Source organism: Streptomyces sp. NPDC024698 (genome assembly GCF_055559015.1).
In genome coordinates, this window is the sequence record NZ_JBVHLK010000020.1 from 46,548 (window position 1) to 61,031 (window position 14,484).

14 protein-coding genes are annotated in these 14,484 nt (G+C 72.9%); 5 read left to right on the top strand and 9 right to left on the bottom strand.

What is annotated here, in order from left to right:
- Positions 1-48: 48 nt before the first annotated feature.
- The 4 genes from ACZ4AA_RS31005 (at position 49) to ACZ4AA_RS31020 (ending at position 3,867) form a co-directional block, all read left to right on the top strand.
- Positions 49-1,335, top strand: coding sequence for an MFS transporter (locus ACZ4AA_RS31005; protein ID WP_467610059.1), 1,287 nt, complete (start codon positions 49-51; stop codon positions 1,333-1,335).
- 47 nt (positions 1,336-1,382) lie between these two features.
- Positions 1,383-1,844, top strand: a complete 462-nt coding sequence (locus ACZ4AA_RS31010; RefSeq protein ID WP_467610061.1) for a nuclear transport factor 2 family protein — start codon at positions 1,383-1,385, stop codon at positions 1,842-1,844.
- 284 nt (positions 1,845-2,128) lie between these two features.
- A complete protein-coding gene (locus ACZ4AA_RS31015) occupies positions 2,129-2,881 on the top strand; it encodes a thioesterase II family protein (RefSeq protein ID WP_467610063.1) in 753 nt (250 codons plus the stop codon).
- Positions 2,878-3,867, top strand: coding sequence for an AfsR/SARP family transcriptional regulator (locus tag ACZ4AA_RS31020; protein ID WP_467610065.1), 990 nt, complete (start codon positions 2,878-2,880; stop codon positions 3,865-3,867). Before ACZ4AA_RS31015 ends, ACZ4AA_RS31020 begins: the two co-directional genes overlap by 4 nt.
- Before the next feature lie 55 nt (positions 3,868-3,922).
- Here the strand turns inward: ACZ4AA_RS31020 and ACZ4AA_RS31025 are convergent, their stop codons facing one another.
- From ACZ4AA_RS31025 to ACZ4AA_RS31035, 3 genes are all read right to left on the bottom strand, one after another.
- Complete coding sequence (locus ACZ4AA_RS31025) at positions 3,923-4,552, bottom strand: hypothetical protein (RefSeq protein ID WP_467610067.1); 630 nt, start codon at positions 4,550-4,552, stop codon at positions 3,923-3,925.
- On the bottom strand, positions 4,549-5,457 hold the full coding sequence (gene argB, locus ACZ4AA_RS31030; protein ID WP_467610070.1) for an acetylglutamate kinase: 909 nt from the start codon (positions 5,455-5,457) through the stop codon (positions 4,549-4,551). Before argB ends, ACZ4AA_RS31025 begins: the two co-directional genes overlap by 4 nt.
- A gap of 280 nt (positions 5,458-5,737) precedes the next feature.
- The gene (locus ACZ4AA_RS31035; protein ID WP_467610073.1) at positions 5,738-7,090 is read right to left on the bottom strand and encodes a lysine N(6)-hydroxylase/L-ornithine N(5)-oxygenase family protein; all 1,353 of its coding nucleotides are present in this window, start codon (positions 7,088-7,090) and stop codon (positions 5,738-5,740) included.
- 531 nt (positions 7,091-7,621) lie between these two features.
- Here ACZ4AA_RS31035 and ACZ4AA_RS31040 point away from each other — a divergent pair.
- A complete protein-coding gene (locus ACZ4AA_RS31040) occupies positions 7,622-8,266 on the top strand; it encodes an FMN-binding negative transcriptional regulator (RefSeq protein WP_467610075.1) in 645 nt (214 codons plus the stop codon).
- A gap of 28 nt (positions 8,267-8,294) precedes the next feature.
- On the opposite strand, the gene ACZ4AA_RS31045 is transcribed toward ACZ4AA_RS31040, so the two are convergent.
- From ACZ4AA_RS31045 to argJ, 6 genes are all read right to left on the bottom strand, one after another.
- Positions 8,295-9,062, bottom strand: coding sequence for an LmbU family transcriptional regulator (locus ACZ4AA_RS31045; protein ID WP_467610079.1), 768 nt, complete (start codon positions 9,060-9,062; stop codon positions 8,295-8,297).
- 253 nt (positions 9,063-9,315) lie between these two features.
- Positions 9,316-10,092: an ABC transporter permease gene (locus tag ACZ4AA_RS31050; RefSeq protein WP_467610082.1), complete on the bottom strand. Its 777-nt coding sequence runs from the start codon at positions 10,090-10,092 to the stop codon at positions 9,316-9,318.
- Positions 10,089-11,111 carry an ATP-binding cassette domain-containing protein gene (locus ACZ4AA_RS31055; RefSeq protein WP_467610084.1) on the bottom strand — a complete coding sequence of 341 codons (1,023 nt, stop codon included), beginning with the start codon at positions 11,109-11,111 and terminating at the stop codon, positions 10,089-10,091. The genes ACZ4AA_RS31050 and ACZ4AA_RS31055 overlap by 4 nt, the downstream gene beginning before the upstream one ends.
- 28 nt (positions 11,112-11,139) lie before the next feature.
- The gene (locus tag ACZ4AA_RS31060; RefSeq protein ID WP_467610086.1) at positions 11,140-11,826 is read right to left on the bottom strand and encodes a DUF4097 family beta strand repeat-containing protein; all 687 of its coding nucleotides are present in this window, start codon (positions 11,824-11,826) and stop codon (positions 11,140-11,142) included.
- Positions 11,827-11,971: 145 nt separating this feature from the next.
- Entirely contained in the window at positions 11,972-13,243 is a 1,272-nt protein-coding gene (locus ACZ4AA_RS31065) for an acetylornithine transaminase (protein WP_467610195.1), read from the bottom strand.
- Positions 13,244-13,299: 56 nt separating this feature from the next.
- Positions 13,300-14,451: a bifunctional glutamate N-acetyltransferase/amino-acid acetyltransferase ArgJ gene (gene argJ, locus ACZ4AA_RS31070; protein WP_467610088.1), complete on the bottom strand. Its 1,152-nt coding sequence runs from the start codon at positions 14,449-14,451 to the stop codon at positions 13,300-13,302.
- Between the last annotated feature and the right edge of the window lie 33 nt (positions 14,452-14,484).

The following is a 14,484-nucleotide window of genomic DNA, read 5'->3' on the forward strand; positions in this document are numbered from 1 at the left end:
CGCCGCCCCCCACCGACCCGGACCACCTGAGGATTGGGACCCACCGTCGTGAAAACGCTCCTCCAGCGCACGTTCTCGTCATTGCGCGGCCCGGCCCGAACGCTCGGCGCGCTGCACTTCGTCGACAGCCTCGGCAACGGCCTGTTCATGGCCGGCTCCGCGGTCTACTTCGTGATGGTGGCCGGCCTGCCCGCCACCGTCGTCGGGCTCGGCCTCTCCCTCGCCGGCCTCAGCGGCTTCGTGGCCAGCCTCGTCTTCGGCCGGATGACCGACAAGGCGGGCGCCCGGCGCCTGCTCAGCGTCCTGCTCCTCCTCCTGGCCGGCGCCTACACCCTCTACCCGGCCGTGCACTCACCCGCCCTCTACTTCCCCGTCGTCGTCCTGACCGGCGCCCTGGAGTACGGCTGCGGACCGGCCTTCGGCGCCCTGATCGCCGAACTCGTCCCCGACGGCGAACGCGTCACCGCGCGGGCGGCCCTGCGCTCCCTGTTCAACGCCGGCTTCTCGGCCGGCGCGCTGGCGGCGGCCGCGCTGATCTCCCTGGGCAAGGACACCCTGAGCCTGCTGCCGCTCGGCAACGCGCTGACGTTCCTGGCGGCGGCCGCCCTGGTGCTCAAACTGCCCGCGAACGGCGCCCGGGCCGCCGCCGACGGCGGCAGACCCTTCCGCGTCCTGCGCGATCTGCCCTTCCTCGGCGTCATCGGCTCCTCCAGCCTGCTCGCCCTGCACAGCGCCGTCCTGCTCGCCGGGATACCGCTGTGGATCGTCCGCAACACCGGCCTGCCGCGCGGCCTGGTCCCGCTGATCCTCGCCGTCAACACCGTCCTGGTGGTCCTCTTCCAGGTCGCGGCGGCCCGCGGCTCGGAGAACCTGGACGGCGCCGTCCGCGCGGCCCGCAGATCGGGAGCGGTGAGCGTGCTGGCCTGCGCCGCCCTGGCCGCCGGAACCCTCACCGGATCCTGGGCCACCGGCGCGATCACCCTCGGCGCGGTCCTGCTGTTCACCCTCGCCGAACTGTGGCAGTCCGCCAGCGGCTTCGGCCTCGGCTTCGGACTGGCCCCCGAAGCGGCCCGCGGCGAATACCTCGGCGCCTTCCACCTCCACATGGTTATCCAGGCCACCCTCGGCCCCGCCCTGGTCACCTTCCTGGTCATCGGCCACGGCGCCGTGGGCTGGCTCGCCCTGGCCGCCCTCTTCGTGGCCGGCGCGGCAGCCGTCGGCCCCGCGGTCACCCGCGCCCGCCGCACCCTCCCGGCACCGTCCCCCGAACCGGACCACACCCCCGAACCGGCAGCCCGCACCGAGGCCGGGGCCCAGCCGCAGACCGCGGCCTGAGCGCCGGACCGGCACCCAGGACACGCACGACAGCGGAGGCTTGAGACATGACCGTCGAGCTCATCGGCACCGCCGCACACACCCTGCCCGCAGAGGAGTTCGCCACCCTGTACGCGCAGGCGCAGCGGTTCTACGCCCACCAGATGCGGCTCCTGGACACCCACGACACCGGGCGCTGGGCCGAGACCTTCACCGACGACGCCCTGCTGCACCTGCCGTCCCCGCCCGCACCGCTGCGGGCACGCGCCGCGCTGGAGACCTACGTGCGCTCCGGCGCGGCCCGGCACCGGCACGCCGGCAGCCGCCTTGACCACTGGGTCGGCATGCTCGACGTACGGCCGCGGACGGACGGCTCGCTGCACACCCGGTGCTCGGCGCTGGCCTACCTCACGCCCGCGGGGGGCGGCCCCAAGGCGCTGCACGTGTACGTCATGGAGGACGTCCTGGTCCGCCGCGCGGGCCGGTGGCGCATCGCGCACCGCCGGATCACCCGCGACGACCTGGCCTGAACCCCCGCGCCCCGCACCCCCGTCCGCGCCCCGCACCCCGTCCGTACACCGGCCCCTGTCCGTACACCGGCCTCTTGTCCGCGCCCGCCCGCCCGTCCGCCGCCCGCCGGCGAGGGCGGGCGGGCCGTGCTCGAAGGACGGTCCACGAGCGGTCGAGAGCGCGTCGAGGCCCGCTCACGAGGGCCGCCGCCGCGGACCGCACGCCGCTATCGTCCTGATTCCCCCCAGTCCGCGCCCGCCCGCCGGCGGACCGGACGCCGGAGCGTCTCGTCGATGGAGTGCCCATGCACAAGGCGGAAGAGCCGAAACTGCGCCTGTTCGTGTTCCACCACTCCGGCGGCTCGCACCTGGCCTACCGCGACTGGCCCGCCGGCTTCCCGGCCCACTGGGACGTGCAGATCCCCGACGCACCGGGCCGCGGCCCGCGCGACCGGCGCCCCGCGCTGGGCGACGCGGGCGCCCTGCTCGACCACTTCCTGCACGAGCTGGACACCCGGCTGACGGGCCCCTACGCGTTCTTCGGACACAGCATGGGCGGACTCGTCGCCTACGAACTCACCCGCCGCCTCGTGGACCTGGGCCGCACCCCGCCGCTCTGGCTCGGCGTGTCCGCGCGCGGCACCCTGCACCCCGACGGGGACCCGGTGCGCCGGCACCTGCTGACCGACGCCGAACTGCGCCGCGAACTGGCCACGATGGGCGGCACCCCCTCCGAGGTCATGGACCACGACGAACTGTGGGAACTGTTCGAGCCGACCATCCGCGCCGACCTGCGCATGAGCGAGACCTGGCGCACCCCGCCGCTGACCGCGCCGCTGCCGGTGCCCCTGTCGGTGTTCGGCGGCACCGGGGACCAGGTGGCGCCGCCGCACCGCCTGGACGGCTGGGCCCGGGCCACCGAGCACTTCCTGGGACGGCATCTGTTCGAGGGCGGCCACTTCTACTTCCAGGACCACCTCCCCGCGGTCGCCCGGCAGATCCAGGACGACGTCCGCCGCGCCGTGAGCGTCCGTCCGCCGTCCGCGGTGACCCGATGACCGTCCTCGACCTCGCCGCACCGGCCCCCGCCCGCACCGCGGCAACCACAGCAGCCGATACGACCGATACGACCGGTACGGGCGACACGAGCGGGGAGATCGAGGCGGCGACCGAGTTCCGGCTGCTCGGCCCCGTCGTCGTCTACGACCGGGGGACCGGAACGGGCATCGCCCCCGCCGGACCCAAACAGCGGGCCCTGCTCGCCGCCCTGGTCGTCCACGCGGGCCGGCAGCTGTCCGTCGAGCGCCTGGTGGAGGAACTGTGGGGGGAGCGGCCCCCCGCCAACGCGCCGAGCGCCCTGCACACCCACGTCGCCCGGCTGCGCCGGCTGCTGCCCGCCCGCGGCCACGAGTGGATCAGCACCCTGCCCACCGGATACCTGCTGCGCCTGGGCCGGGCCTCGACCGACGTGGCACGCTTCACCCGCCTGTCCGGCCAGGGCCGGGCGACAGCCCCCCAGGACCCCCAGGGCGCGACCCGGCTCCTGGGCCAGGCACTCGCCCTGTGGCAGGGAACGGCCCTCCAGGACAGCTGCCACGGACCGCTGTGCACCGCCGAGGCCGACCGCCTCGAGGAACAGCGCCTCACCACCCTGGAAGCCCTGTACGAGGCGAGCCTGAACTGCGGCCGCTACGCCGAGATCGTCTGCGACCTGGAACGGCTCACCGCCGCCCACCCGCTGCGCGAGCGCCTCTACGACCTGCTGATGGTCGCCCTGTACCGGTGCGGCCGCCAGTCGGAGGCCCTCGGCGTCTACGAACGCGCGCGCCGCCACCTGGTCGCCACGCTCGGCGTGGAGCCGGGCCCGGCGCTGCGCTGCCGCCTGGACGCGGTCCTCAACCACTGCCCCACCCTGACCGCAGCGCGCCCGCACCGCCACGACCTGACCGCGGAGACCGCCCGCATCCAGACCCGGATCGACCAACTGGTCGCGGACCAGGCCGACCTGCTGCGCCGGGTCAGGGAACTGGACCCGGGCCGCTGACCCCGGCGGCTTCAGCCTGAGCCGGCAATCCCCGGCCTTTTGCCGGGGAGGGGATTCACGGCAGGTTGGTGAACGCGGCGAAGACGTCGTCGAGTTCGTTCGTGTGCACGGTGAGCGACTCGGGTGCCAGCGCCGCCGCGTCCAGGACCGCGAGCACGCTCCGCAGCGTCTCGACACCGGCGTCCCCGGGCACCTGGAGGATGCCGGTCCCCGGATCGCTCCAGGCCCCCTCGAAGGCCGCGCCGGCCCGTTCGAGCGCGAGCGGGTCGGTGAACCGCAGGCGGATGACGGCGGCAGGCGGTTCGTCGCGGGGCTCGGGCCACACCACGCCGCCGCGCCCACCGTCATCCCGTTCACCGTCATCCGGTTCACCGCCGCCCGGTGCACGGCCGTCCGGTTCGGTGTCGTCGTGTCCGCTTCCGGGGACCGTGGCCGGCTCCCGCGGTCCCGGTGGCCGGTAGGCGGGCAGGAGGCTGAGGGGGGAGCGGGCCGCAGGGAGCGCGTACTGGGGCCCGCCCGGGACGAGTCCGCCGTCAATCCCGTACTCCTGCGGCTCCTCCCCGTCGTGCAACTCGTGCACGAGGACGGCCGGTTGCGGGGCGTGCCCGGAGCCGGGCGGCCGGTTCCGGGGGCCGGGCGGCTCGATGGTGTGCGGCTGCTGTCGCCGGTGCCACTGCTCGTTCACGGCAGGACCTCCTCCTCGTCCGGGTCCGGCACGATCACCGTCCCGATCCCGTCGTCGGTGAACATCTCCAGGAGCACCGCGTGCGGGATCCGCCCGTCGATCACCCGGGCCGCGCCCACCCCGCCCCGTACCGCCTCCAGGCAGCCGGTCATCTTGGGCACCATGCCGTCGCTCAGCTCCGGCAGGAGTTTCTCCAGCTCGCCCGCGGTCAGCCGGGGGATGACCTCGGCACGGTGCGGCCAGCCCGCGCACAGCCCCGCGACGTCCGTCAGCATGACGAGCGCCTCGGCGCGCAGCGCGGTCGCGAGCGCCGCGGCCACGGTGTCGGCGTTGACGTTGTAGACCAGGCCGTCCTCGGCGCTGCGGGCGAGCGGTGAGACCACCGGGATCCGGCCGCCGGCCAGCAGGCCCTCCAGGGTGGCGGTGTCCACGCCGGTGATGTCGCCGACCCGGCCGACGTCGACGGGTTCCCCGTCGATCCACGGCACGTGCCGTACCGCGGTGAGGGTGTCCGCGTCCTCGCCGGTCATCCCGACGGCGAGCGGGCCGTGGCGGTTGATCAGCCCGACCAGTTCGCGCTGCACCTGCCCGGCCAGGACCATGCGGACCACGTCCATCGCCTCGGCCGAGGTGACGCGCAGGCCCGCCGCGAACTCGCGCTTCATGCCGCGCCGTTCGAGCTCGGCGTCGATCTGGGGGCCTCCGCCGTGCACCACCACGGGCCGCAGCCCGGCGCGGTGCAGGAAGGCGATGTCGCGGGCGAAGGCCGCGGTGAGGTCCGCGTCGACCATGGCGTGTCCGCCCAGTTTGACGACGACGGTCCGGCCCTGGTGACGGGCCGGCCATGGCAGGGCGTCGCCGAGGGAGCGGGCCTTGGCCCGGGCCTGCCGGATGCTGACGCTCATGCGGCCCTCGCTCGCCGAACGGGGCCGCCGGCCGGGGAATGGGCGCTCATGGGGACTCCTTTGTGGGGGCCCCGGCCGTGGGGCGGGCCCCGTGGCCGGTGGACATGTGCTGGAAAGCCGCACGAGAGGACTTGGCTGTGGTGCGGGTTCTTGGGACGGTGAACGCCGGCCGGCGAGGGTGCGCGCCCTGGGTCGTCGCGCGCGGGTCCTCGAGTGTCCTGCCGCGGGGTCACGTCCTGTCAACGGGACAGTGGCCGGTGGGGCCGCCCGGGCTGCCGGTTCAGGCGGCCGAGTGCGCGGCCCGCACGGGGCAGGTGCGGCTCAGCTCCCGTTCGGTGCGCCGCAGCACGATCGAGTCGGCGATCTCGCCGCTGCGGACCGCGATGTTCGACAGCAGGGCCGAGGACAGACCGTGGGTGTGCTCGGTGCCGCCCTGGAGGTAGACCCCGCCGGCCAGCCCCGACCCGCTGACCAGGCGGTAGTCGCGTTCCACCTGGTGTCTGCCCTCGGCGTCGCGCAGGAAGTGCCGGTCGAAGTCGCCGAGCAGGCGGGCGGGGTCCAGGCCGTCGTAGCCGGTGGCGAACACCAGCGCGTCCACGGCGAGTTCCTCGGTGCGGTCATCGAGCAGCGAGCGCAGGCTCACCCGCGTCTCGCTGCCGGCGCGCTTGACGTCGGTGACCCGGGTGAGGTTGCGGAAGTGCAGCCGCTCGGTGCCGCGCACCCGCTCGTCGTAGGACCGCCGGTACAGGTCGCGGATGACGTCGGAGTCGACCACCGAGTAGTTGGTGTTGCGGTGGTAGCGCCAGAAGGCGTCCCGTGCCCGGTCGGTGCCGAAGTAGTGGTCGTCGACCGCGCCGGGGTCGAACACCTGGTTGGCGAAGGGGGTGTCGTCGGCGATGGCGTAGCCGTAGGAGGGGACGACCGCGGAGACCTGGGCGTGCGGCAGCTCGTCGTGGAAGAACCGGGTGATCTCGGCGGCGCTCTGGCCGGCCCCGACCACGACCACGTTCTTCAGCTCCTTCGGGTCCTGTGCGCGGAACCTGCTGAGGAACTCCGAGCTGTGCCACACCCGTTCGTCGGAGGCCACTCCGTCCGGCAGGCGCGGCACCAGGCCGGTCGAGACGACCACGTTGCGTGCGGCGACCACCCGGGTGGCGCCGTCGGCGCCGCGCACCTCGATCTCCAGGAGGTCGGACCGGGCTGCCCCGGCCTCGGCGACGGGCCGGATCGAGGTGACCTCGGCGCCGTAGGTGACCCGGTCGCCCAGGTCGGCGGCCGCCCACTCCAGGTACTGGTGGAACTCCTGGCGGGTGGGGAAGAAGTCCTGGTTGTTCACGAACTGCACCAGCCGGTCCGAGGCGTGCAGATAGGACACGAAGCTGTAGCGGGACAGCGGGTTCCGGTACGTCGCCAGGTCCTTGAGGAACGAGATCTGCATGGTCGTCGACGGCAGCAGCATGTTCCGGTGCCAGCCGAAGGAGGGCTGCCGCTCGAAGAAGTGGGCGGTGACCGGATGCCGGGGAGTGCTCGCCCCGTGTTCTTCCAGAGCGATCGCGAGCGACAGGTTGGACGGGCCGAACCCGATGCCGACCACGTCGAAGACCTCTTCGCTCCGCCTGCCCGTTGTCTCCATGTCAAAGCTCCCGATGCGTCTGGAAGTCAACCGGTGGCCCACAGCGCCTTCCGGCTTGGCAAAACCTTGCCATGATGTTGGCAACTCGATCCTGAGATCTGGTCTCGTGACGCTGGAGCGGTGGCGGAGTCGCTGGTGGGAGAGGTGGCACCGACACCTCACGGCCGGAAGTCCCTTGCCCGCGGCCGCAGTCGGAAGCCCGCCGGCCGCCGCGCCGGAAGCCCGCGGGCGCCGGGGCGGGCGGCCCGCCCGCAAGGGGGCGGGCGAAAGCGGGGGCGGGATGTTCTCCGGCATTTCTCGAAGAAGAGCCGAAGAAGAGCCGAAGAGGATCAGAAAGGGATCCGAAAGGGATACGAGGGGGAATGGAAAAGGGCTGGAAGAGGGGTCGAGGGGGAATCGAAGAACGCTGGAAGACCCCTTCAGACCTTCTCCAGGCCCCCGCGTTGTGGAAGCATTGTCCTGCCGGCGGGACGGCCCCTATGGTCGACGGGGATCCTCGAAACAGGACAATTCCCGAGAAGGAGAATGCGAATGTTCGTGCCCAGCTCTTATCGCGAGCCGGATCATTCCTGGATGGCGGATCTGATCCGCGCCAACCCCCTGGCCCTGGCGGTGACGAACGGCAGCCCCCAGGACGGCCCCTTCGCCACGCACCTGCCGGTCATCTTCGACCCCGGCGCGCCGGACGAGGCGGGCGGGGAGCTGACGGGGACCACGCTGCTCGGGCACATGAACCGGGCCAACCCGCACTGGGCGGCGCTGCGGTCGGGCGAGGTGCTGCTGCTGACGTTCACCGGCCCGCACTCGTACGTGTCACCCACGGTCTACGAGAAGAGCCCGGCCGCCCCGACGTGGGACTTCACGGCGGTGCACGTCCGGGGCGTGGTGGAGAGGATCGACTCCACCGAGGAGACGCTGGGCGTGGTGCAGTCCACCGTGCGCGCCTTCGAGGGGGCGTTCGGCGACGGCTGGGACATGACCGACTCGCTCGGCTACTTCCGTCAGATCGTGCCCGCCGTGGGGGCCTTCCGGTTCACGGTCACCGGCGCCGAGGGCATGTTCAAACTCAGCCAGGAGCAGCCGGACGCGGTGCGCGAGCGGGTGCGGGCGTCGTTCGGGCAGAGCGGGTGCACGTACAAGCGTGAGGTCGCCGGGCTGATGAGCCGGCTGCCGTGAGGCGCCGGTGGCCTCGGCGCCGGCTGCTTCAGGCGCTGATGGCCACCGGCAGGGTCCGCTGCCCGGCGAGCGCCTTCACGTCCTGCACGCCCTTGAGGCCTGCGGCCTCGCGCTCCGCCGGGGTGCCGGGAGTCTCCAGCGCGGTCGCGGCCGCGCTGTCCAGGGCGGCCGTCACCCACTGCTCGAAGTCGACGCCCAGCTGCCGTGCGGCCTGGTGCCACCACTCCAGGCGGCTGCCGGGAACCTCCAGCCGGCGGCTCGGCTCGGCGGGGACGTCCGGCAGCTGCTCGCCCTGGCGCGCGGTGCGCAGGGCGCCGCGCAGCTGCTTGGTGGTCCACTGCCCCTGTTCGGCGCGGTCGAGCCAGAGCTCCTGGTCCGCGACCTGCATGGAGGCCAGTTCGGCGTGGTGCTGGAAGCTCAGGGCGGGGCGGCGCCGGGTGAGGTCGAAACGCCGTGAGACCCACGCGTAGTTGCGCAGGGTCTGGTACGAGAGGCCGGCGGCGCGTATCCCGCGCTGGTAGCGGTCGGTGTAGTGGTCCTTGCCGTACACCATCCAGTCGCCCAGCCACCAGGAGGACGAGTCGAGGACGTCGGCGAGCTGCCGGCCGGCCCGCTCCCACTCGTCGTAGGCCATCTTGGCGGGCATCTGGAGGCCCACCTTGGTGGTCAGCACCGGGACCCGGCGCGGCGCGGACGCCGTGGCGCGGGCCGGCCGCGGCAGCGGCACCGGCTGCGGGACGGTGGTCGCGGTGCCGTCGTGCGGCCGCGCGGTCTGACCGGCCTGATGCGCCATCATGCCTCCTGAGAACGGTGCATATAACCGTCGATAACCGTCGCACGACGGCCTGGGGCGGCACCGGAGCGGCACTCGAACGGTTGCGCTTCGAACTTCTTCGCCGAAATGGTGTCCGTCTTTTCCGCCGGGAAATACGAAATCCGTGAACCGGGGTGCGGCATCTGAAAAGGATATTCCGGGGGAGGGGTTTTCCCGACGGAAAAAAAGGGGGGGGCGGAGCGGAAGGTGCGCGGGGCGTCTGCCGCGCGGGACGTCAGCGCGTGTCCCGGTCGAAGGCCGAGGCCGCCCAGAAGTAGCCGAGCACGGCGAGGCCGAGGCACCACAGCACGGCGATCCACCCGTTGTTGCCGACCGGGGTGCCCAGGAGCAGGCCGCGCAGGGTCTCGATGGCGGGGGTGAAGGGCTGGTAGCGGGCGATCGGCTGGAACCAGCCGGGCATGGAGTGCAGCGGGACGAAGGCGCTGGACAGCAGCGGCAGCAGGATCAGCGGCATGGCGTTGTTGCTGGCGGCCTCCGCGGTCGGGCTGACCAGGCCCATGCCGACCGCGATCCAGGTGAGCGCCAGGGCGAACAGGACGATCAGTCCGAACGCCGCGAGCCAGTCGAGGACGCCGGCCCCGCTGGAGCGGAAACCGATGGCCACACCCACGGCGGCGACCAGGACCACGCTCAGCACCGACTGCACGACGCTGCCGATGACATGCCCGATGAGGATGGAGCCCCGGTGGATGGCCATCGTGCGGAAGCGGGCGATGATGCCCTCGCTCATGTCGGTGGAGACGGACACCGCGGTGCCGATCACCGTGGAGCCGACCGTCATCAGCAGGATGCCCGGCACGATGTAGGCGATGTACGCCGCCCGGCCCGCGCCGCCGCTCATCGCGCCGCCGAAGATGTAGACGAACAGCAGGAGCAGCATCACCGGGGTGAGCAGCAGGTTCAGGGTGAGCGAGGGGTAGCGCCGGGCGTGCAGCAGGTTGCGGCGCAGCATGGTGGAGGAGTCGCGCACGGCGAGGGAGAGGGAGCTCATCGCAGGGTCTCCTTGGTCTGGCCGGTCCGGCCGGGCTCGTCGGTCCGGCCGGGCTGGCCGGTCCGGTGGTCGGTGCGGGCGCTCTGGCCGGGCAGGCCGGCGCTGTCGGTGAGGGCGAAGAACACGTCGTCGAGGTCGGGGGTGTGCACGGTCAGTTCGTCGGCCTCGATGCTCGCCGCGGCCAGCCGGTCGAGGACAAAGTGGAGTTCTCGCTGGGTGCCGTCGCTGACGAGCTGGAGCGCCAGTGCCTCCTCGTCCCGGGTGGCGGCGGGCAGCGCGGCGGCGGCGGACCGGTAGGCGGCGGGGTCGGTGAAGCGGAGCCGGACGTGCCCGCCGGGGACCAGCCGCTTGAGTTCCGCGGCGGTGCCCTCGGCGGCGATCCTGCCGTCGTTCAGCACGGCGATACGGTCGGCGAGCTGGTCGGCCTCCTCCAGGTACTGGGTGGTGAGGAAGACGGTGACGCCGCCGGAGACGAGCTCGCGGATGATGCCCCACATGGTGTGGCGGGAGCGGGGGTCGAGGCCGGTGGTGGGTTCGTCGAGGAAGATGATCCGGGGGCTGCCGACCAGGGTCATGGCGATGTCCAGGCGGCGCTTCATGCCGCCGGAGTAGGTGGAGGCGGGCTTCTTCGCGGCCTCGGCCAGGTCGAAGCGCTCCAGCAGCGCGGCGGCGACGCGCCGTCCCTCGGCCTTGGGCAGATGGTGCAGGTCCGCCATGAGGAGCATGTTCTCCTCGCCGGTGATCAGGCCGTCGACGGCGGAGAACTGCCCGGTGACGCCGATCGCGGCGCGCACGGCCCGCGGGTCGGTGGCGAGGTCGTGGCCGCCGACGCGCAGTTCGCCGGCGTCGGCGCGGATGAGGGTGGACAGGATGCTGACGGCCGTCGTCTTGCCGGCGCCGTTCGGGCCGAGCAGGGAGAAGACCGTTCCCTGCTCGACGGCCAGGTCGATGCCGTCGAGCACGGTCTTGTCGCCGTAGGACTTGCGCAGCCCGTTCGCCGCGATGGCCAGAGTGCTCATGAGGGTGCTCCTTGGGGGCGGCGGGCGGTCAGAGGCTGCGGACGGTGATGTCGCCGTAGGCGGTGGCGGCACGCAGCTCCAGGTCGCAGGTGCCGCTGTTGCGCAGGGAGTTGTCGATACGGCCGTAGCCGCTTCGGGCGTCCAGGCAGGCGGAGACGCCGCGGGCGGCGCCCACCGTGATGTCGCCGTGCCGGATGTCCAGGTCGACCGTGCCGCGCACGGCCTCGCCGATCTCGATGCCGCCCTTGTCGACACTGATCTCGGCGGGGCCCTCGAGGCGGCCGACGAAGACCTCGCCCTCGTGGACGGTGAGGCGGGCGCTCGCGGCCTCGTCGATCTTCACCGAGCGGCAGCCGCCCGTGAAGGAGACCTCGCCCAGGCGTCCGACGCCGCGGAACTCGGCGGCCCCCGCCTTCGCCTCGACCCGGGAGCCGGCGGGCAGCATGACCGTGACCTCGACGGACCCGGGGTGCCCGAGGAGCGTGTGGGCCGCCTCGGCGGCCTCGATCCGCAGGACGCCGTCGCCGTAGACGGTGCTGATCTCGCCGGCCGCCTTCACGTCGCGGCTCCTGGCCGGGTCGGCGGGCCGGACCTCGACCACGGTGTCGCCGCGCTCCGCGGCGACGAAGCGGATGCGCCCGGCGGGGATGTCGACCACGGCGCGGACGGGGGCGGGGGTGGCGAACTCCTGCGGCGCGTACTCGGTCTTCTGCATGACCAGCTCCTTGAACTCGTGTTTTCCGATATGGAAAACGCTACGTTGCATTCAAGGAGCTGGCAACAAGCCTGTTGCGCACTAGACGCATCTGCCCAGCTCAAAGCTGTTCAATTGTTGCAATAGATCTGAATCTAATGCAACGTCAGCGAACCGGAGTGTTGCAATGAACTGAAAGTGAACGCTCCGCGACGGCCCCGGCCCCGGGATCGTCATCGGCCCGGGCAACGGCATCGGCCCCCGCGTGGACCGCGGACAGTGCCGCCCCGAACCCCTCGACGAAGACGTCCACCTCGTGGTCCGACACGATCAGCGGCGGGGCGAGCCGGATCACGTCCGGCACCGCCGCGTTCACCAGCAGACCCCTGTCCTGGGCGGCCTGCTGCACCCGGGCCGCGAGTTCCCCCTCCAGCACGACGCCCACCAGCAGGCCTGCGCCGCGGACCTCGCGCACCAGCGGATGGGCCAGGTCCTCAAGGCCTCGCCGCAGCCGCCGCCCGGCCCGCGCCACCCGCTCCAGAAGCCCGTCCCGCTCGATGGTGTCCAGCACGGCGAGGGCGGCCGCGCACACCACGGGGTTGCCGCTGAAGGTGGAGCCGTGGGCGCCGGGGGTGAGCAGACGCGCGGCGGTGCCGAAGGCGAGCGTCGCGCCGATGGGCAGACCGCCGCCCAGCCCCTTGGCCAGGGTCACGACGTCCGCCTCGACGCCCTCGGCCTGGGCCGCGAACCAGTGGCCCGTGCGCCCGACGCCGGTCTGTATCTCGTCCAGGACCAGCAGGGTCCCGGTCGCCGCCGTGATCTCACGGGCCGCCCGCAGATAGCCCGGCGGCGGCACGACCACGCCGTTCTCCCCCTGCACGGGCTCCAGGACCAGCAGCGCGGTGTCCGAGGTGACCGCGCCGCGCAGGGCCGCGGCATCCCCGTACGGCACATGGGTCACCTCGCCCGGCAGCGGCAGGAAGGGGCGCTGTTTGGCGCTCTGGCCGGTCAGCGCCAGGGCCCCCATGGTGCGGCCGTGGAAGCCGCCGGCCGTGGCCACCATGTGCGTGCGGCCGGTGAGCCTGCCGATCTTGAAGGCCGCCTCGTTGGCCTCGGCGCCGGAGTTGGAGAAGTACACCCGCCCCTGGCGCCCGGTGAGTTCCAGCAGGCGTTCGGCCAGGCGCACGGTCGGCTCGGCGACGAACAGGTTCGAGACGTGCCCGAGGCGGGCGATCTGCTCGCGGACGGCCCGGACGACGGCGGGATGCGCGTGGCCGAGCGCGTTGACCGCGATGCCGGCGAAGAAGTCGAGGTACTCGTTGCCCTCGGCGTCGCGGACCCGGCAGCCGCGGCCCTCGACGAGCGGTAGCCGGGGGGTGCCGAAGGTGTCCATCATGACGTCCCGCCAGCGGCCGGTCAGCGCCGCGTTGCCGGCCATGTCGCCGGCCGTGTCGCCGGCCGTGGGGCGTTCTGGGTCCGCGGGTCCGAGGGGGCTCATGAGGAGTACTCGCTGTTCTCGTGGACGTAGTCGGCGGTGAGGTCGTTGGTCCAGATGACCGCGCGGTGCGGTCCGGCGCCGAGGTCCACGCCGATGCCGACCTCGCGGCCGGTCATGTCCACCAGCGCCCGGTCCTCGCCGATGCCGCCGTCCCGGCACACCGGCACGCCGTTGATGGCGACGCCCAGCCGGTCGGGTTCGAAGACGGCCCGCGTGGTGCCGATGGCGGACAGGACGCGGCCCCAGTTGGGGTCCTCGCCGTGGATCGCGCACTTGAGGAGGTTGTTGCGGGCGACGGAGCGGCCCACCTCGACGGCGTCGTCCTCGCTCGCCGCGCCCGTGACCTCGATGCGGATCTCCTTGCTCGCCCCCTCCGCGTCCCCGATCAGCTGCCGGGCCAGATCGGCGCAGACCGCCCGGACGGCCTCGGCGAACTCCGCCCGGTCCGGGATGACTTGACCGGCTCCGGAGGCGAGCAGCAGCACGGTGTCGTTGGTGGACATGCAGCCGTCGGAGTCGACCCGGTCGAAGGTGGTGCGGGTGGCGTCCCGCAGCGCGCTGTCGAGCACGGCGCCGTCCACGTCCGCGTCGGTGGTGAGCACGGCCAGCATGGTGGCCAGGCCGGGGGCGAGCATCCCGGCGCCCTTGGCCATGCCGCCCACCGTCCACCCCTCCCGGCGGACGACGGCCGTCTTGCGCACGGTGTCGGTGGTCATCACGGCGCGGGCCGCGTCCTCGCCGCCGCTGCCGGACAACGCCGTGACGGCGCTCTCGACGCCGGGCAGCACCCGCTCCATCGGCAGCGGCACACCGATGAGCCCGGTGGAACAGACCGCCACCTCACCGGAGTCCATGCCGAGCAGACCAGCGGCCCGATCGGCGGTCGCCTGCACGTCCTTCAGCCCCTGCGCCCCCGTACAGGCGTTGGCGCCACCGGAGTTGAGGACGACCGCGCGGATCCCGCCGTCCGCCAGGACCTGCCGGGACCACTGGACGGGGGCCGCCTGCACCCGGTTGGAGGTGAAGACACCGGCCGCGGCACGGCGCGGCCCGTCGTTGACGACCAGCGCCAGATCCAGGCCGCCGTTGTTCTTGATTCCCGCGGCGATGCCCGCCGCCCTGAAGCCTCGTGCTGCGGTGACGCTCAATGCAACTCCCTCGCAGGTCCGCCGCGTCGGCGG

Excerpts from the sequence above, each read along its gene's own strand:
- ACZ4AA_RS31010 (WP_467610061.1), top strand. The coding sequence starts at position 1,383 with ATGACCGTCGAGCTCATCGGCACCGCCGCACACACCCTGCCCGCAGAG.
- ACZ4AA_RS31015 (WP_467610063.1), top strand. The coding sequence starts at position 2,129 with ATGCACAAGGCGGAAGAGCCGAAACTGCGCCTGTTCGTGTTCCACCAC.
- ACZ4AA_RS31020 (WP_467610065.1), top strand. The coding sequence starts at position 2,878 with ATGACCGTCCTCGACCTCGCCGCACCGGCCCCCGCCCGCACCGCGGCA.
- argB (WP_467610070.1), bottom strand. The coding sequence starts at position 5,457 with ATGAGCGTCAGCATCCGGCAGGCCCGGGCCAAGGCCCGCTCCCTCGGC.
- ACZ4AA_RS31035 (WP_467610073.1), bottom strand. The coding sequence starts at position 7,090 with ATGGAGACAACGGGCAGGCGGAGCGAAGAGGTCTTCGACGTGGTCGGC.
- ACZ4AA_RS31040 (WP_467610075.1), top strand. The coding sequence starts at position 7,622 with ATGTTCGTGCCCAGCTCTTATCGCGAGCCGGATCATTCCTGGATGGCG.
- ACZ4AA_RS31045 (WP_467610079.1), bottom strand. The coding sequence starts at position 9,062 with ATGATGGCGCATCAGGCCGGTCAGACCGCGCGGCCGCACGACGGCACC.
- ACZ4AA_RS31050 (WP_467610082.1), bottom strand. The coding sequence starts at position 10,092 with ATGAGCTCCCTCTCCCTCGCCGTGCGCGACTCCTCCACCATGCTGCGC.
- ACZ4AA_RS31055 (WP_467610084.1), bottom strand. The coding sequence starts at position 11,111 with ATGAGCACTCTGGCCATCGCGGCGAACGGGCTGCGCAAGTCCTACGGC.
- ACZ4AA_RS31060 (WP_467610086.1), bottom strand. The coding sequence starts at position 11,826 with ATGCAGAAGACCGAGTACGCGCCGCAGGAGTTCGCCACCCCCGCCCCC.
- ACZ4AA_RS31065 (WP_467610195.1), bottom strand. The coding sequence starts at position 13,243 with ATGGCCGGCAACGCGGCGCTGACCGGCCGCTGGCGGGACGTCATGATG.